14 protein-coding genes are annotated in these 17,101 nt (G+C 40.8%); 9 read left to right on the forward strand and 5 right to left on the reverse strand.

The features are described 5' to 3' along the window. Positions 1–12 precede the first annotated feature (12 nt). A complete protein-coding gene (locus B4Z47_RS13245; RefSeq protein WP_070570270.1) occupies positions 13–1,014 on the forward strand; it encodes an acyltransferase in 1,002 nt (333 codons plus the stop codon). A 21-nt stretch (positions 1,015–1,035) separates the two neighbouring features. Here B4Z47_RS13245 and B4Z47_RS13250 read toward each other — a convergent pair whose 3' ends face one another. After that, positions 1,036–1,500 carry a copper resistance protein NlpE gene (locus B4Z47_RS13250; RefSeq protein WP_115049384.1) on the reverse strand — a complete coding sequence of 155 codons (465 nt, stop codon included), beginning with the start codon at positions 1,498–1,500 and terminating at the stop codon, positions 1,036–1,038. Between the two features lie 191 nt (positions 1,501–1,691). Next, a complete protein-coding gene (locus tag B4Z47_RS13255; protein ID WP_070570272.1) occupies positions 1,692–2,066 on the reverse strand; it encodes a DUF3127 domain-containing protein in 375 nt (124 codons plus the stop codon). Between the two features lie 77 nt (positions 2,067–2,143). Here B4Z47_RS13255 and B4Z47_RS13260 point away from each other — a divergent pair, with 77 nt between their 5' ends. The 8 genes from B4Z47_RS13260 (at position 2,144) to B4Z47_RS13295 (ending at position 12,701) form a co-directional block, all read left to right on the forward strand. Then, the gene (locus B4Z47_RS13260; protein ID WP_046673747.1) at positions 2,144–3,322 is read left to right on the forward strand and encodes a THUMP domain-containing class I SAM-dependent RNA methyltransferase; all 1,179 of its coding nucleotides are present in this window, start codon (positions 2,144–2,146) and stop codon (positions 3,320–3,322) included. Beyond that, positions 3,315–3,962, forward strand: a complete 648-nt coding sequence (locus B4Z47_RS13265) for an HD domain-containing protein (RefSeq protein ID WP_046673674.1) — start codon at positions 3,315–3,317, stop codon at positions 3,960–3,962. Before B4Z47_RS13260 ends, B4Z47_RS13265 begins: the two co-directional genes overlap by 8 nt. A gap of 251 nt (positions 3,963–4,213) precedes the next feature. Further along, a complete protein-coding gene (locus B4Z47_RS13270) occupies positions 4,214–4,981 on the forward strand; it encodes a glycerophosphodiester phosphodiesterase (protein WP_070570274.1) in 768 nt (255 codons plus the stop codon). A gap of 173 nt (positions 4,982–5,154) precedes the next feature. After that, complete coding sequence (locus B4Z47_RS13275; RefSeq protein ID WP_070570276.1) at positions 5,155–5,991, forward strand: endonuclease/exonuclease/phosphatase family protein; 837 nt, start codon at positions 5,155–5,157, stop codon at positions 5,989–5,991. Between the two features lie 228 nt (positions 5,992–6,219). Further along, positions 6,220–7,038 carry a DUF4197 domain-containing protein gene (locus B4Z47_RS13280; RefSeq protein WP_070570278.1) on the forward strand — a complete coding sequence of 273 codons (819 nt, stop codon included), beginning with the start codon at positions 6,220–6,222 and terminating at the stop codon, positions 7,036–7,038. A 436-nt stretch (positions 7,039–7,474) separates the two neighbouring features. Then, positions 7,475–8,737, forward strand: a complete 1,263-nt coding sequence (gene pepT, locus B4Z47_RS13285; RefSeq protein WP_070570281.1) for a peptidase T — start codon at positions 7,475–7,477, stop codon at positions 8,735–8,737. A 17-nt stretch (positions 8,738–8,754) separates the two neighbouring features. Next, positions 8,755–9,318, forward strand: coding sequence for a nitroreductase family protein (locus tag B4Z47_RS13290; protein WP_236560304.1), 564 nt, complete (start codon positions 8,755–8,757; stop codon positions 9,316–9,318). 209 nt (positions 9,319–9,527) lie between these two features. Continuing rightward, the gene (locus B4Z47_RS13295) at positions 9,528–12,701 is read left to right on the forward strand and encodes a TonB-dependent receptor (RefSeq protein WP_115046466.1); all 3,174 of its coding nucleotides are present in this window, start codon (positions 9,528–9,530) and stop codon (positions 12,699–12,701) included. A 72-nt stretch (positions 12,702–12,773) separates the two neighbouring features. On the opposite strand, the gene B4Z47_RS13300 is transcribed toward B4Z47_RS13295, so the two are convergent. The 3 genes from B4Z47_RS13300 to B4Z47_RS13310 all read right to left on the reverse strand — a co-directional run bounded on the left by B4Z47_RS13300 (position 12,774) and on the right by B4Z47_RS13310 (position 16,760). Continuing rightward, positions 12,774–13,481: a hypothetical protein gene (locus tag B4Z47_RS13300; RefSeq protein WP_070570288.1), complete on the reverse strand. Its 708-nt coding sequence runs from the start codon at positions 13,479–13,481 to the stop codon at positions 12,774–12,776. Continuing rightward, positions 13,471–14,019 (reverse strand): RNA polymerase sigma factor, encoded by a 549-nt coding sequence (locus tag B4Z47_RS13305; RefSeq protein ID WP_070570290.1) that lies wholly within the window; start codon positions 14,017–14,019, stop codon positions 13,471–13,473. The genes B4Z47_RS13300 and B4Z47_RS13305 overlap by 11 nt, the downstream gene beginning before the upstream one ends. 143 nt (positions 14,020–14,162) lie before the next feature. Then, positions 14,163–16,760: a TonB-dependent receptor gene (locus B4Z47_RS13310; RefSeq protein ID WP_070570292.1), complete on the reverse strand. Its 2,598-nt coding sequence runs from the start codon at positions 16,758–16,760 to the stop codon at positions 14,163–14,165. Positions 16,761–17,101: the final 341 nt, after the last annotated feature.

A 17,101-nucleotide genomic window follows, 5' to 3' on the forward strand; every position in this document is an offset into this window, starting at 1 on the left:
CAGCATAATCAAATGGCGCGAACAAGTTATATCAGTATACTACGTATTGTTGCGATATTCCTCGTTATCTTGATTCATTCCTCTTCGGGCTACTTAAACAGCAATGAATTTGAATCATTCGACTGGAGTTATGCCAATTGGCTCAATAGCTTCTCGCGCTTTGCGGTACCCCTGTTTGTCGTTATTTCAGGTGCCCTCCTGTTGCAGAAAGACGAAAGTACGGGACAATTTTATCGGAAACGTTTATTGAAAATTGTCCCGCCTTTTCTTTTTTGGAGCATCGTCTATCTTTTCTATTATTTTGTCCGTTATATCGATTTTGACTATATCGGTTTTCCACAAGTTATCAACATTGTGTTAATTCGCTTAAAGTCAGGAACGAATGCGCACCTTTGGTACCTATATATGATACTTGGGCTCTACCTTGCAGTTCCTTTCATACGCAAAATTGTGGGCAACTGCAGTAAGAGAGAGCTTGAGATCTTTTTGGGATTGTGGTTTGCAGCGTTATTTTTTACGAATAAATGGTTCAATAGTTACCTACCTAATTTTGACCTGACCTTTTTCTCGGGTTATGCAGGCTATTTGGTCTTGGGCCATTACTTACGTAATTACCCTATCCCAATGGTAAAATTGTCAAGTTTTACATTTTTTCTGATCTGCTGTTTAATTACAGCATCGGGGACATATTATCTAAGTAGCTCCCGAGGTGAATTTGATCCGACACTTTACAACTATCTTTCCCCCAACATCGCATTGAGTGCAGGCTTTTTATTCGTCTTCGTGCAAGGCCTTAAGCTCCCAGAACAACTCAACGCCTTCTGGGAATTTATCGACATCCACAGCTTTGGCATTTACCTTTGCCATATTTTGCTGCTCAATTATATTCATCCTTTGCTTCCTTTATCCACTTTGTGGAAAATCCCGGCAGCAACGGTGCTCACGTTGTTGGCTAGCGCCCTACTGACCTATTTATTACGAAAAGTTCCATACGGTAAATACATCAGTGGCTAATTCCGTTATCGGAGCTTCGTTTTACAATTTCTCGCCTTCGACCTTATTGTATACATAAAGATGCGCATTGGGGCCTTCAATCGCATGGCCTTCCTGATCTAGCCCAATCAGCTTGTTTTCACCCACCTTCAGTTTCATATTTGTTTCCTTCCCTGTGAGATGAACAACGGATCCGTTGTCGTGCCACATGACTTTACCACTATCTTCGACCTTGGTATTTTTATTAATATATTCACTGACGATGGCAAAGGTATTATCATTTTTTAAGGTGATATTTGTTTTGATACCTTCACAATCAGCACAGGGAATAGTAGCTTCATAGGTACCGGCCCAATCCAACGAATTCTGAGATGTATGGGCAGTATCCACCGCCACAGTCTCATGTGCAGTGGAATCTGCGGTTGTATGCTGACTATCTTTTGAGGTTTGATTACATGCACTTAGCGAAATCATTGCTAAGCAAGAGAACAATACGGTTAATTTCATATCTGTTGTTTTTGATGTACGATACCATATAGCAAGCAATTTCAGCGCCAAGAAAAATCAGGCACGCCTACTGGATTCCAAAGAAAAAAGGCTTCTTGAGGAAGCCTTTCTATCGTAAATAACTGTATTGCGAACAGTTTAAATAATCTATTTGCTACCGCGTGGCGATAGGCTATACAATCCTATTCAGATTAAAATGGTAGATCGTCATCATCTGATGAACCCGCCAAATCTACAGGGGCAGGCATATCTGCGTAACCTGGAGAAGATGGAGCTGGAGCAGCATTACCTAATTTTGTAACACGCCATGCTACTAATGAATTGAAATAAGTTGTTACGCCATCTTTATTAGTCCAAGGACGACCACGAAGATTAAAAGATACTTCTACCTCTTCACCAATTGCAAGGTTATCAAAAATTGACGTTCTGTCTTGTGTTGCCTCAAAACGGATATACTCAACAAATTGTGGGTTTTCGGCATAAGCTACAATCATATCGCGTTTTTTGAATGATTCTGTCACTTGTTGTGTCGCTCCTATCTCGTGTACTTTTCCTCTAATTTCCATAATCAAAAAAATAAATATTAAAGCGTAAAATTAAGCAATTTTTGAGGAAGAGTTTAATTAACTTTGTACAAAATATGATGGAAGTTTTCAACACCCCCAATAAAGTTATTATAACGTGCAATAAGCGCTTATCACCTTATTTGCAACAGGAAGTTAAAGAGTTAGGTTTTGACATTGTCAGGGCATTCCCTACAGGCGTAGAATTAAAGGTCAGTATAAACGATACGATCAAGCTTAATCTGAACCTACGCACAGCCTCTCAGATTTTGTATTCGTTAAAGGAGTTTACAGCCAATAATCCGACGGAGCTCTATGAAGAATTGAGTAAAATTGCCTGGGAAGAACTTATTCAATTTGACGGATATTTCTCTGTCAGCTCTAATGTTGATAATGAGACAATCAGCACGCCTTTATTTGCAAACGTAAAGGTTAAGGATGCAATTGTGGACCGTATAAAGGAAAAAAAAGGTCTGCGCCCTAATTCAGGTCCGGACAATAATAAAGCGGTTGTCCACTTGTACTGGAAAGATGACCGTGCTGAAATTTTTCTCGATACCTCAGGCGAGACACTGGCAAAACATGGTTACCGTAAGATCCCTGGAAAAGCGCCAATGCTGGAAGCTCTTGCAGCCTCAACAATTATTGCTTCCAAATGGGATGGTAATTCACCTTTTGTAAATCCGATGTGTGGATCCGGAACTTTAGCCATTGAGGCGGCACTGATAGCAACAAACAGAAAACCAGGGTTGCTGCGCATGAACTATTCATTTATGCATTTCATCGGTTATGATGAAACAGTTTTCTTCCAGGAGCGCCGACTACTCAAAGATCAGATCAATAAAAAAGCGGCTCCACAAATTATTGCAAGCGATATTTCAGAGGAGGCAATCAACGTCTCAAAGATGAATGCAAGAACTGCTGGTGTGGAGCAATTAATTTCGTTTGAAGTATGCGATTTTGCCGAAACACACGTTCCTAAAGAAGGTGGTGTCATTTTATTCAATCCTGAATACGGTGAACGTCTGGGCACGCACAGCAAGTTAGAGATTACCTATAAGCGTATGGGGGATTTCATGAAACAGGAGTGCAAAGGTTATAGAGGCTATATATTTACCGGAAATCCAGATCTGGCAAAGAAAATCGGGCTACGTGCGTCCCGACGCATAGAATTTTATAATGGTAAATTAGATTGTAGATTATTAGAATACGAATTATACGAGGGTACTCGCGAAAAAACAAAAGTATTGTATGAATAACATTATTGAGCGCACAGTAGCATTTGTGCAAGATCGATTGAAATTTGCAGAAGCAGGCCACGATTGGTCGCATATTCAACGCGTATGGAACAATACGAAGTTAATTTTAGAAGATGAAGAAGCGGATGTTATGGTCTGCGAATTGGCGGCACTGTTACATGACATCGCTGACAGTAAATTCCATGATGGTGATGAAACAATAGGCCCTCGTGTTGCCGGAGAGTTTTTGGCAAGTCTAGAAATTTCACCTGAAATCATTGACCATGTGAAGAAAATCATCTTCAATATGTCTTTCAAAGCAAGTTTGGGGGAAGTGTCATTTCATTCAAAAGAGATGGAAATCGTGCAAGATGCAGATCGTTTGGATGCTATCGGTGCAATAGGCATTGCCCGTGCGTTTAGCTTTGGTGGTAATAAAGGCCGTGAGATGTATAATCCGAACATTCCTGTTCAAGAATATAAGGATAAGGAAGCGTACAAACATTCGGAAGCTCCTACAATCAATCACTTCTACGAAAAGCTATTATTGTTAAAGAATAAGATGAATACAGAGGCTGCAAAAAAAATAGCAGCACATCGTCATGACTATATGCTCAACTTTCTGGATGAGTTTATGGCTGAATGGAATGGTAAAAAATAAATTACACTTAACAATTCCTAAATATAAAAGTGGTACTTTAGATCTTGTACATCGAGATAAAAAGTACCACTTTTTTTGTTCCATGTAAAATCAGCTTTTAAACAAATTTGTAAGAAACGATCCTGTCACCAAGGTCGATTTTTACTGCTAGTATCGTAATCGGTATTATAAATACGTAGAATAGGAATAAATCACCGAGTGAAACGTGCACATTATGCCGTTGAAAACAAACACTCATACATAATTATAGCATGAAAAAACATATTTTTAGCTGTCTGACACTGGCTATGGTAATCTCATCCTCCGCATTATTCGCACAAACGAAAGCCATTGCACATCGTGGCGTATGGAAAAACAGCCATCTTCCGCAAAATTCCATTGCTTCCTTAACAGCGGCCCACGAACTCAAGCTCTTCGGATCCGAGTTTGATGTACATTTGACCAAAGACAATATTCTTGTGGTCAACCATGACAATGATTTCTATGGCATTGATATCGCAACGGCAACCTACAAAGAGCTCTTAGAAAAGAAACATCCTAACGGTGAATCCATTCCCACGTTGGAAGAATATATTAATGTTGGAAAAAAATTAAAGGGTTTACGCCTTATCCTTGAGTTGAAAATCAATAAACTTGGGGTCGAGCGTACGCTTGAAGCGACCACAAAAACGGTTGAAATGGTCAAAAGCTTAAAAGCTGAGAAAATTACGGATTACATTTCCTTCAGCTTTGAAGCTTGTCAAAAGATCCACGAATTGGCTCCTAAGGCTAATATCCAATATCTTACAGGAGATAAATCTCCTTCAGATGTAAAAGCTGCTGGGATTAATGGGGTGGATTATCACTTTTCCGTCTTTAAAAAGAATGCGACATGGCTGAAAGATGCGCATCAACTTGGTATGAAAGTGAATGCATGGACCGTAAACACAGAAGAAGAAATGACAAATCTAATCGATCAGAAAATTGATTTTATTACCACTGATGAACCTGAGTTGTTGCTCCGCATATTAAAGAAATAAGGACAAACCGAGTGAACAAAGGACATTTATAGCGATGAAACTAAACACTCGTGTCGCCCGAGGCAGCATGATTGCCTTTATATAAAGAATAAATGATGAACAAATAACCGAGTGAAACGAGTTCATTTAAACACATGAAGATCACTCATAAATAGCATAAATAATTCAAATAAATGAAAAAAAGTCTTTTTCTCGTTATAGCACTGTGTTTATCTTTCCTATCGTATGGGCAGGAATTTATTGCAGGCAGTTATAATATACGCCAAAGAAATACCGTCGATGTCGATAACATGTGGAACGACCGGAAAGTCCCGCTTACCAATCTGATCAAATACCATGGTTTTGATATCTTTGGTATCCAAGAAGGTTTTTTTGATCAGGTTCAAGATCTCAAAAAGCTCCTTCCTGGATTTGATTACGTGGGTGTAGGTCGCGACGATGGTGCACAAGAGGGCGAGCACTCGGCGATTTATTACAATACAAATCGCTTTAAAGCGATAAAGAGTGGAACTTTCTGGCTTTCAGCCTCAGATACCGAACACCCGAATAAAGGCTGGGATGCAGCACTACCGCGAATCTGTACCTGGGGTATCTTTGAAGACAAGGCCAACAAAAAACGCTTTATCTTTATGAATACACATTTTGACCATATCGGTCGTACTGCACGTACCGAAAGTGCAAAATTGATTCTGACAAAAGCAAAAGAGTTTGCCAAAGATCTACCGCTCATTTTAACCGGAGACTTCAATGTGGATGAACAAGATGAGGCTTATTTTACACTTGCCAATAGCAAAGTAGTTACCGACGTACATGAATTGGCTCCTTTCAAATATGAACCGAATTCTTCCTTCAACGGATGGGGCAAAAGCATCAGACCAACAGGCCGCATAGACCATATCTTTATCACCAAACCTTTCCAGGTAAAAAAATATGGTATCCTGACCGACACCTACATGAATAAATTTCCGTCGGATCACTTTCCAGTAGCAACGACACTCTCCTGGAAATAATGTCTTGTTAATAACAACAACCCTATAACACAAACAGCAGGTTCGCTTAGGATCTGCTGTTTTATTTTGTGGGACAGCTTTTATTTACACCGCATCAGGAATAGGGACTCAGCACGCTGTAGCGTATCTGCTACGATTCCAGACAATAGCTATGTTTCCTGGCAATTGGTTTTAACTTTCACATAAATTAACAGTCGATATGTTTAATTTTGACAGCAAAATAAAAACATGATGAAATTTCCACTATTATATTGTACACTATTTGTCTCCGGATTACTTTATTCCAATGCAAGCGAAGCACAGATTTTTAAGAAAATCAGTGAGACATTGGCAAAAGCAAATCAGGGCCAGACCGACAGTACCAAAACAACGACAACAACAAATACGACCGCAATAGCATCAAAATCGAATACCTTGGCATCTTTGTCCAATAAGGATGCATCGTTGGGAATCAAACAGGCTTTAAGCAACGGCTTAAATCTGAGTATCGAATCTCTAGCCAAGAAGGATGGTTTTTTGGGAGATGCAGCAGTAAAGATTTTGATGCCTGCCGAAGCACAGAAAGTAGAAAAAACGCTTCATGCTGTTGGGATGGGGAAATTGTGCGATCAGTTTATACAGAGCATGAACAGAGCTGCGGAGGGAGCCGTTAAAGAGGCTGCCCCAGTATTTGTCAATGCACTTTCGAAGATGACGATTACAGATGCAACCAACATTCTTTTAGGCAGCAAAGAAGACGCCGCGACAACGTTTTTTAAAACAAATACATCGACCGAATTAACAAACAAGTTTAGTCCTGTTATCAAATCTGCTATGGGTACAAACAATGTGGACCAGTACTGGACCCAATTGACAACAGCTTACAACAACCTTCCTTTAGGCAATAAAGTGGAGACAAATCTTACGGCATATGTTACGCAGAAAGCAATAGATGGTCTATTTATCAAAGTTGCCGACCAGGAGTCAAAAATTAGACACAACATAGATGGCAGTAGAAATACCAATATCCTGCAGAAGGTATTTGGTTACGCTGATCAAAAGAAATAGAACACGATTTACATGTAAAAAAAGGACCTGTCAATAATTTTATAGGTCCTTTTTTTATCTGAAATTGTCTGGTCTTATTGGCCAGGAAGAACCTTCAGTTTGCTTTCATTGCTGTTGGTGTCTGCGAAGTCATGAAGGTTTTAATTGATGCAGGACCATCATGATTTCTTTTTTCCTATCCATGGATAAACCAAACAGCTCAAAAGATCTCCAGCACAATGCTATCTAGCGATACATTTTCTTTAGCGGTACATTCTCTTTAGGAAAATTAGGATTCTATCCGCTCCGATCCCTTTCTGTTATTGCCCATTTGTTACAATAGCGTCAAACGCATGTATGAAGGGTAAATTGTTTGTAAATGCAACCAAATTAAATTGCAAATAAAAAGCAATTTATCTAAGTTTGACCACCCTTATCACATTAGGGCTATTAGAAAATGAGCACATTTGAGATCAACAACATAAGTGATTTTTCGGTATCCGAAAGATTTCAACGCTATGTACAGATTGACACACAATCTGATGCAAATTCACCAACATGTCCTTCTACAGAAAAGCAAAAGAACCTAGGAAAGTTACTTGTAACGGAGTTGCTGGCATTGGGTATTTCAGACGCGGCAATGGATGAAAATGGATATATTTACGCAACTATTCCATCCAATACCACAAAGCAAGTTCCCGTTATCTGTTTCTGTTCTCATATGGATACATCTCCGGACTCTTCTGGAAAAGATGTAAAACCACTGGTTCATGCTAACTATCAGGGCCAAGATCTTGTGCTTCCTGACGACAATAGTATTATCATCAAATATGCCGAACATCCCGATCTAGCCAATCAAATTGGCCATGATATCATTACAGCGAGTGGCATTACTTTACTCGGTGCAGATGACAAAGCAGGTGTGGCCGAAATCATGGATGCTGCCCGTTTATTAATGAAACACCCTGAAATCAAACATGGTGACATCAAAATTCTTTTTACGCCAGATGAAGAGATTGGTAGAGGTGTTGATAAAGCAGATTTAAAACGTTTAGCAGCAGATTTCGCTTATACCATGGATGGTGAAAGAGCCGGAACCATCGAAGATGAAACATTTTCCGCAGATGGAGCTACATTAACTATTCATGGCGTATCGGTGCATCCAGGTTTTGCTAAAGGGAAGATGCAAAGCGCCATCAAAATCGCCAGTGCTATAATTGAGGCGCTACCGAAAGATAGGCTTTCACCTGAAAGCACCAACAAAAAAGACGGTTTCGTACATCCTGTTCATATCAGTGGATCTGTGGAAAAAGCAGAAATTCAATTTATCGTACGTGATCACGTTACGGCCAATCTCAAGAAACATGAAGATGAACTGGAAGGTATTGCAAAATCAATCGTGGAGCAATATCCAAACTGTACTTATACTTTTGTTGTAAAAGAACAATACCGTAATATGAAAGAAGTGCTGGATCAGCATCCTGAAATTATGGAAATCGGGATGGAAGCCATCAACCGAGCAGGAATGGTAGCCGAAAGAAGAAGTATCCGTGGTGGAACAGATGGCTCCCGTCTTTCGTTTATGGGGCTGCCTTGTCCAAATATTTTTGCCGGAGGGCATGCTTTCCATGGAAAACAAGAGTGGGTAGCTGTACAAGATATGGAAAAAGCCGTCAAAACAATTTTGCATGTTGTATCTTTATGGGAAGAAAAAGCATAAAGGAAAAATAAATTATAATGAAAAACGACGTATTAAAGGCAATACACTACAGAAGATCAGTATTTCAAGCTTCCTTTACTGAAGAAGAAGTCAGTAAAGAAGATATCTTGAGTATCTTGGAAGCGGCCAATGCTGCTCCAACACATAAAAGGACACAACCTTGGCGTTTTGTCATCTTCCGCAAAGAGGGATTGGAACGTTTGGGCACGGAGTTATCACGTATTTACAAATCGGTAACACCAGCAGAGAAGTACACTGAGGCAACAGAAATAACAATGGGCAAAAAAGCAACACAGTCAAACGTTGCGATCGCTATTGTTGTCAATTATACAGGTGAAGTTCCCGAATGGGAAGAATTGGCCTGTACAGCTGCAGCAGTTGAAAACATGTGGTTAGCTGCACACTCGCTAAACATTGGTGGATACTGGGCGACTCCCGGTTTAATCAATCATTTGGGTGGTTTCTTAAATCTCGAAGAAAATCAAAAATGTATTGGTCTATTCTACTTAGGACACCATCAATCTGAGGCGCGCGAACCTATCCGCACACCAATTGCAGATAAAATTCGTTGGGAAGAATAAATCTTCTCAACTTTATAATAAACAGCGAGCGGCTTAGAGGTATCTGAGCCGCTCGCTGTTTATAGGTTAATTAATTATGCATGACGGACCATCAAAACCCATTTTTATTAAATATTTCATAATGAGATCTTAACCATTTAACAATCTTGCAGAGATAATTTCGCAACATACTTGTGACAGACGCTAATCAACTAAAAAGTGAAATTATTATGCAAAGAAACATCGTTTGGTTAATGGTATTAACCATTATTACATTTCTCCAAATTCCAACCAACAGTTGGGCTCAGGGTACCGAAGCGACGATTACAGGTCGGATCATAGACAACAATGGGCCTGTAAAAGGAACATCTGTATCGGTAAGGAATGAATCAACAGGATTTAAACAAACGACACTGACCAACCAAAATGGTGTCTATACCTTTCAGCAATTACCTTTGGGTTCGCCATACAGCATCACAATCAACCACGTTGGCTATGCAGAACAAAAAAAGACCGACTATAAATTGAGCTATGGTGACGAACTCAATGTGGATTTCACCTTATCGTCAGCTGAAAATAAATTGGATGAAGTTATCGTTCAAGGCACTGCGGCTGACCTAAAAAACAAGATCAAGACATTGGGTGCATCTACCGCCATTACGGCCAATGACCTCAAAAAAATGCCTGTAAATGGACGTAATTTTTCCTCTCTGATTGATTTATCGCCTGTCAGCAGTGGTACAAATCTAGCTGGACAGCGCGCTTCATCGACCAATTTTACGGTAGACGGAATGAATTCGCGCAGCACAGTGGCCGGTGGAAATAGCGGCGGAGCTTATTCAATCTCCATGGAAGCCATTCGAGAGTTCAAAGTAGTGACCAATGACTACGATGTCACATTCGGTCGCAGCGGAGGGGGCAGCATTACCACCGTAACCAAATCCGGTACAAATACGTTAACTGGAAGTGCATTTACTTTTGCCCGGGCAGGTTGGCTTTCGAGTAAGTACAACCTCAATGGAACAGCCCGAAAACAAAAATTCTCCACCTATCAATATGGATTCTCACTTGGAGGTCCAATCATAAAAGACAAAGCTCACTTCTTTGTAACTTGGGACCGTCAGATGGACACCCGTCCTCTTCAGATCGCAGACATTCAAACAACGGAGGACATTGCACGTTACAAAGTAACCCAGGCTACATTAGATGAGTTTACCCGCATTGCTGTAGGTAAATATGGTGCAAGTGCCGATCGCCTGTTTGGTTCCTTTGACAAGAAGAAAAAGACCGACGCGGCCTTCGCCCGCATTGATTGGCAATTGAACGATAAAAACTTATTGACTATTCGGAACAACTTTGTCTACGACATGGACAATCAACAAGAGGGAGACAATACAGGCATCAATGCTTTTGAATCCTACACCAACAGAAGGTATATTAACAACAGCCTCATGGCCTCCTTGCGCACGTCGATCAGTTCCAAATTGACCAACGATTTGAAGGTGCAACATTTTTATGAGCGTTCTGAAGCACAGCACAATGTAGCTGGATTTGATCAGTCACACAGTATTCCACGTGCGATCGTTGAATCTGTTCAATCGGTGGACGGCACAAATAAATATACCAATTCAATACAGCTTGGTGGTCAGCGTTATGCACCAGAATGGTTCAACGGAAATATGTTACAACTGGTCAACAACCTCTATTATAACACAGATAAAATCAAATATACCTTCGGTGCAGATGTCATGTATACGAACATGGATTTCCGCTACGGCAGCGAAATGAATGGTCGTTTCTATTTTACTGGTCTACAAAATTTCGATAACCTGACTTCTTATCGCTATGCCCGTGATGTATATATGACTGACAAAGAAAACACCTTGGTCAACAATCTAGCTGTAGGTCTCTATGGACAGATGGAAGCTAAAATCGCTAGGGGTCTTGATGTTGTCGGCGGCCTACGTCTGGACAATACGAAATACCTAAAGAAGGCTACATTCAACCAAACAGTCTATGACGAACTGGGCCTTTCAACCGATAATGGTATCAACACTTTTCAGATACAACCCCGCGTGCAGTTCAACTGGGATATCAATGAAGAAAAGAAAAATATAATCCGTTTTGGCGCTGGTATATTCGGTTCGGCCCTCAACCCCTATTCTATGTTAAACAATATGTTGTTTGATGGCTCACGCATTGCCGGTGTAGATATTACTGACCCTACTTTAATTCCCAAACCAAATTTTGCAGGATATCGCCAAGACCCCGATACAGCTCCAGGGCGCGAACTGCTGGACAACCCGAAGATCGAAAAACTTGTTACCATCAATACCAATAGCAAGGATGTAAAAGTGCCAACTGTATATAAAGCGAATATTTCCATCAATCACTTTTTCACACCTTCGCTACGCATCGGTTTAAGCGCTTACGGAACCTGGGGGCGCAACAATTATATGTATGTAGATCGCAATATGGTGGAGGATCCTTACTTTAGGCTGACCGCCGAAGGTAACCGTGGGGTGTATGTTCCGGCATCAAGCATCAATACGACAAATGGTGCCGCCAACTGGACCAATAGCCGTAAAACAAAACAAATAGGCCGCGTACTGGAAATGAACAGTGAAGGAAAAAACAATTCTTATACGGTTGTGCTGGACGGAACTTATCGTTATTATAAAGACGGGCAGATAACCGTATCTTACACCTGGAACGACACAAAAGACAATACCTCCTACAACGGCAACGTCGCAAATTCCGCTACCCTTTCGCTGATGGTGAAAGATGATCCACGCGACTTGAGTACGATGACGTATTCGGACAATCAATTCCGCCATAAAGTTGTTTTTTATGGTACTATGCCATCGCTATGGGGTGTATCTATGGGTTTACGTTTTAGCGGAATTGCAGGAACGCGCTATTCCCTAGCGGTTAACGGGAATGTTAATGGTGATTTTGTAAATTCCAACGATCTTGCCTTCGTTTACAACCCCAGCAATAAAAACACACCCGATTACATCAAATCGGGCATTCAAGCCATTTTGGATGATCCAAAGGCAGAACAGAGCATTAAAAAATACATCAATGGTAACCTCGACCGCATCGCCGAAAGAAACGGCGGCATCAACGGTTTTTACGGCGTATTTGACTTACATTTGGCTAAAAATCTAAAAGTTTACAAGAAACATGGCATTGAAGCTTCGATAGACATTTTCAATGTAGCCAACCTATTGAAAAAAACTTGGGGTGTAGGACACAATCTGGGTAAGCAAAATCTATATGCCATCAAAAGCTTTGATGCAACCAGTCAACAATATATTTATAATATGAGTTCTGGTGTGGGAGTATCCAATTTAAATGGTAATCCTTATCAAGTACAATTAGGCCTGAGATATGCATTTTAAGTAATTCAGACTATATAAAAAAGCAGCGAGCCATTTCCTATGAAAGAAATGGCTCGCTGCTTTTTATCACTATTATTTTTTTTCGATTCCAAAACAATGCGGCGGTTTAATTACAATTACTTGTGCCGAGTTCCGTTCCTCTTTGACGGGGAACACAATTTTCAGACGCCCTTTTGTTCCCTGCCATTTTGGCCCAAACTGCAAAAGTCGAACCGCTTCATCAACGAGCGACTGATCTGGTTGTCCTTCAGCACTGATATGAGTAGGCACTCCATTTTTGTCGATTGTAAAATTGACAATAATTTCGCCTCCTCTTACAGATGTAACGGACTTCTGATTGAGGTACTGTTCAAAAATTTTCCATCCTTCACGCGGCGTTGCATCACCTCCATCCAACAATGGTTCAACAGACACCTTATTTTCAGGCTCGCTCAACTCTACATCCGTTGTACGCTCCGCTTTACCGCTAAAATGTTTAAAATAGAGCAAGGCCAATAAAGTCACAAAAAGTACCCCTGCGGTAGCACCTATCGCCAGACGCTGCCAAGTGAAATATTGGGCATGTCTTGTCGCAACTGTATCTTCTACACGACGATTGAGACGTTGCTGCAATAGACTCAATTGTCGGGCATCCACACCATTTTGTAATCGATAACCATCGATAGCATCTTGTAAAAAGGGATCTTCCAATGCTTCTCGTTCCAGTTGAAACATGTCCTCCTTAGTCATCAAACCATGGATGTAATTATGAATCCGTGATAATTGATAATTATTTTCCATTTTCTTTCCTTTCCATACAGATTTTTAGATTGCGCTTTCCATTTTGAATAGCACTCTTGACCTTATTCAAGTCATATCCGGTCAAATCTGCAATATCTTTATAACATTTTTGCTCGAGATAGAATAAACGTACACATTCTTGTTGTTCGTGGTTTAAAGTCTGCATACATCCCTCCAGTTTCTCAAAGTCTTTTTCTTCCCATTTGACTTCACTGGTATCATTTAACTTTTGTTCACTTTCGAACAAATTGTCTTCAATATCAACCTGTGTTGTCCGCTTATCTTTACGTAACTGCATCAGGCAATAATTTTTGCTGTAAACGTGTAACCAGCTCTTAAAATTATCGACTTCATATTGCCGAAGCTTCGTGATAAGTTCTTCAAATATCTGCATCACAGCATCCTGACTACGGTCGGGGTCTTGTAAGTATTTAAAGCACACACCATAAAGCAAGGACATATAGGGCGAATATAGTTTCCCCAGCGTAGACAAGTCACCGCTTGTTTTATAGTGTTGTAAAAGCTCTTTTTCGTTCATGCGCAAATCATTCACCTTAATGATGATTTAAGATACAAATTTCCATATATAAAAAAAGGAGCTATTGAAAATTAGCGCAAAACAAAAACCGTCCCCATAACGAAATGGAGACGGTCGATAAAAATATAATATGAATTACGGATTTAATTTCCTTGTTTCCAATTGTATCGCAGTGTAACACCGTAAGTCCGCGGATCGGCAACTACTCCTGCATACTGTCCATAGCTTCCAGGTGCTGCCAGCAATTGTTCGTAATAATCTTTATTGGTTAGATTTCTACTCCAAACAAACACCGAAATACCATTCGATCCCCTGAATCCTAGCCGAGCGTTCAATACCGAATAGGCATCAATGTTTAGGTACTGTGATGGTGAGGAACTGGATGAGAATTTAGACCGGTGAAATAGGTCTGCGCCCAAAAAGTAAGATCCATTAATTCCGATCAGCTTCCCACTTTTATTCGCTTCGCCGCCCAAGGACCAGGACCATTTGGAAACACCAGGAAGGACGCCACCAGAGATATCTTTAAAAGCTTGCGCTCCGCCAACCTCTTCTAAGGGAACAGGTGCGTTGGTAAATTTAACATATTTGGCATCAGTATAGGCCAATGCTCCATTCAATCGGAGAAAATGTCCGATGTTGATATTTCCATCCAATTCAATACCCTTTACACGTACCTTTTCGGCATTGGCCAGATAACCACGGTTTACCCCAGGCTCGGGTGTCTGCACTTGCGTTTGATAGTCTTTGATATCCGTTTGGTAGACGGTCAGATTGAGGAGTGAATTGCGTGTTGGATTTGTCTTCACACCAATTTCCTTATGACGGACAGCCTCAGGTTTTACTTCGGCGAGATCCAGCAACACCGCTCCATTGGCTGTGGGCAATCCGCCGACGTTGATACCGACAGGTTTATAACTGATTGAATACGTTGCGTAAGCATTTATCTTCGGATTGAAGCGATATCTTGCGGAGAGTTGACCAGAGAAATTGTCTGCATCCGCATTGACATCAAAAGTCTGATTGGTATATACACCGTTCTTTAAGGCAAGCAGGGCGGGATCTGAGGTCTGCAAACCACCATAGGTCTGTCTATCGTAGTTAGCCACCTTTTTATCGTAGTTGTAGCGCAGCCCTGGGAGGATATGTAATTTTGGCGTTACAGCCCAATCAATCTGTGTATAGGCTGCCAAGCTTGTGCTTTTAATCCCGTAAACGGTCTTGATTCCAAAATTATCAAATAATCCCGGTGTCTGCCACAAAGCACTGGTAGAGCTTTTTTGAAAACGCCAAAAGGCAGATCCTGTTTCTTCGGTATGTACAGGGTCTGTGCCCAGATCCTGCCAAAGACCAAATAAACCAACAACCCCGCTGACCTTTTCACTGATTTTACCAGAGTATCTGAACTCCTGTGACCACTGGTTATGGACGGAATTACCTGCTGAAACGGTGTATACCGGAAGTCCTAAATAATCGCGGTCATTGAGCGGAACCCATGTCCATGTCCGCCACGCAGAAGTTGAGGTCAGTGTCCCTTCTCCAATCTTGATATCGGCATTCAATGCGACCCCACCCAATTTATTATCAGCTTTAGATTGAGTATCCAAATCTATCTTACGTTCGAAAGCACTTTTATAGGGCAACTCGTAGCCAAGATCTTTAATAATTGCATCAAATTGTCTGTAGTCCGCACGCTGTGTTTTTACAACTCCGGCAACCGCCCAGCCATAACCGTCCGGTTTTTGTGATGACACGTCCCCAGAAAGTACGAGTTTGATATTTTCGGTTGGGGTAAACAGCAATTGCCCTCTAAAGCCCAGGTTGTTGATATCATTGATCTTCCTATTGGTATGTACATTAAACAAGTTTCCATCCCGCTGTGTACCAGAGAAAGAAGCTCTCGCAGCCAAGTTTTTGGCCAATGGTCCTGAGATTGAAGTCTTCGCCTGAATAAACCCCTGGTTTCCATAGCTGACTTCCACATTGGCCTCGGGTGTAAATTGAGGCAGACGTGAGGTGATATTGAAAGCTCCCGCGGTTGTATTTTTTCCAAAGAGGGTACCCTGTGGTCCCCGTAGTACTTCAATCTGATCAATATCAATGAAGTCTAGCCAAGTTGCGGCAGGACGAGCAATATATACGCCATCAAGATAAAACCCAACACCAGGATCAATCCCATCATTGGTGAGGCCATAGGTGGAACCAAGTCCGCGTATGTTAAGTGTTGTATTACGTGCGTTCGATGCATACAACTGAACAGTTGGCACCAGTTCTTTCAACCGGTTAACATTAAAAGCACCTGCATCTTCTAATGCTGCTCCACGAATAATTGATACGGGAATAGGCACGTCCTGCAATTGCTCTTTACGGCGACGTGCGGTGACGACCACTTGATCCAAAGCTTCCAATCGTGGCGTAAGTTCAATCACGGCCGGAGAATGATCTACCACGATGTGACGAGTTTGATAACCGACGATGGATACGATCAATGAAAATGGTAATTTTTGTCCAGTTACAAACTGAAAAACTCCTTTACTGTCTGTTTTTACTTGGTGCGTAACAGCTTCCAGCTGAACCGTTACCCCCTGTAATGGTTCTTTTGTTACGGCGTCAATTACGGTACCTGTTAATGAGGCATTTATAATAGGTTTAGGATTTTCTACTTGCGCATAGCTGTGGTAAGAACCCGTTAAAAGCAAGCTAAAAACGACGCTAATTCGAAAAATAGCATTTTTTTTCATAAATTTATTCAGTTTAATGGTGAATCTAAACAAGTGCCAACGCCAATCGATACTTGCTTCATTGTTAAAACTTTGTGAAAGGGAAGCCTCGGCTTCCCTTTTCTAATATAAGAGAGTGTAAGAGAGAAATTTTAACAACACATTCGTTTCTTGTCACTTTTTAGGGTAACAACAGATCCTTCTACCGAAGCAACCAATAAACTTGTTTTTGGAGAGTAATTTTGTTTCATTCTTTTTATCTTGTTATTTTCTTTTATTTCCTGCTGCATAAACGAATCAGTATATGCACTTATCAGGCGGCAATTTCAAACAACTTTCATCACATTTCTTTGTTATAAAAT

This window comes from Sphingobacterium sp. UBA2610, assembly GCF_002339225.1.
GTDB classification, from domain to species: Bacteria; Bacteroidota; Bacteroidia; order Sphingobacteriales; family Sphingobacteriaceae; genus Sphingobacterium; species Sphingobacterium multivorum.

Excerpts from the sequence above, each read along its gene's own strand:
- B4Z47_RS13250 (WP_115049384.1), bottom strand. The coding sequence starts at position 1,500 with ATGAAATTAACCGTATTGTTCTCTTGCTTAGCAATGATTTCGCTAAGT.
- B4Z47_RS13260 (WP_046673747.1), top strand. The coding sequence starts at position 2,144 with ATGGAAGTTTTCAACACCCCCAATAAAGTTATTATAACGTGCAATAAG.
- B4Z47_RS13245 (WP_070570270.1), top strand. The coding sequence starts at position 13 with ATGGCGCGAACAAGTTATATCAGTATACTACGTATTGTTGCGATATTC.
- B4Z47_RS13280 (WP_070570278.1), top strand. The coding sequence starts at position 6,220 with ATGATGAAATTTCCACTATTATATTGTACACTATTTGTCTCCGGATTA.
- B4Z47_RS13270 (WP_070570274.1), top strand. The coding sequence starts at position 4,214 with ATGAAAAAACATATTTTTAGCTGTCTGACACTGGCTATGGTAATCTCA.
- B4Z47_RS13310 (WP_070570292.1), bottom strand. The coding sequence starts at position 16,760 with ATGAAAAAAAATGCTATTTTTCGAATTAGCGTCGTTTTTAGCTTGCTT.
- B4Z47_RS13290 (WP_236560304.1), top strand. The coding sequence starts at position 8,755 with ATGAAAAACGACGTATTAAAGGCAATACACTACAGAAGATCAGTATTT.
- B4Z47_RS13300 (WP_070570288.1), bottom strand. The coding sequence starts at position 13,481 with ATGGAAAATAATTATCAATTATCACGGATTCATAATTACATCCATGGT.
- B4Z47_RS13275 (WP_070570276.1), top strand. The coding sequence starts at position 5,155 with ATGAAAAAAAGTCTTTTTCTCGTTATAGCACTGTGTTTATCTTTCCTA.
- B4Z47_RS13295 (WP_115046466.1), top strand. The coding sequence starts at position 9,528 with ATGCAAAGAAACATCGTTTGGTTAATGGTATTAACCATTATTACATTT.
- B4Z47_RS13305 (WP_070570290.1), bottom strand. The coding sequence starts at position 14,019 with ATGAACGAAAAAGAGCTTTTACAACACTATAAAACAAGCGGTGACTTG.
- B4Z47_RS13255 (WP_070570272.1), bottom strand. The coding sequence starts at position 2,066 with ATGGAAATTAGAGGAAAAGTACACGAGATAGGAGCGACACAACAAGTG.
- B4Z47_RS13265 (WP_046673674.1), top strand. The coding sequence starts at position 3,315 with ATGAATAACATTATTGAGCGCACAGTAGCATTTGTGCAAGATCGATTG.
- pepT (WP_070570281.1), top strand. The coding sequence starts at position 7,475 with ATGAGCACATTTGAGATCAACAACATAAGTGATTTTTCGGTATCCGAA.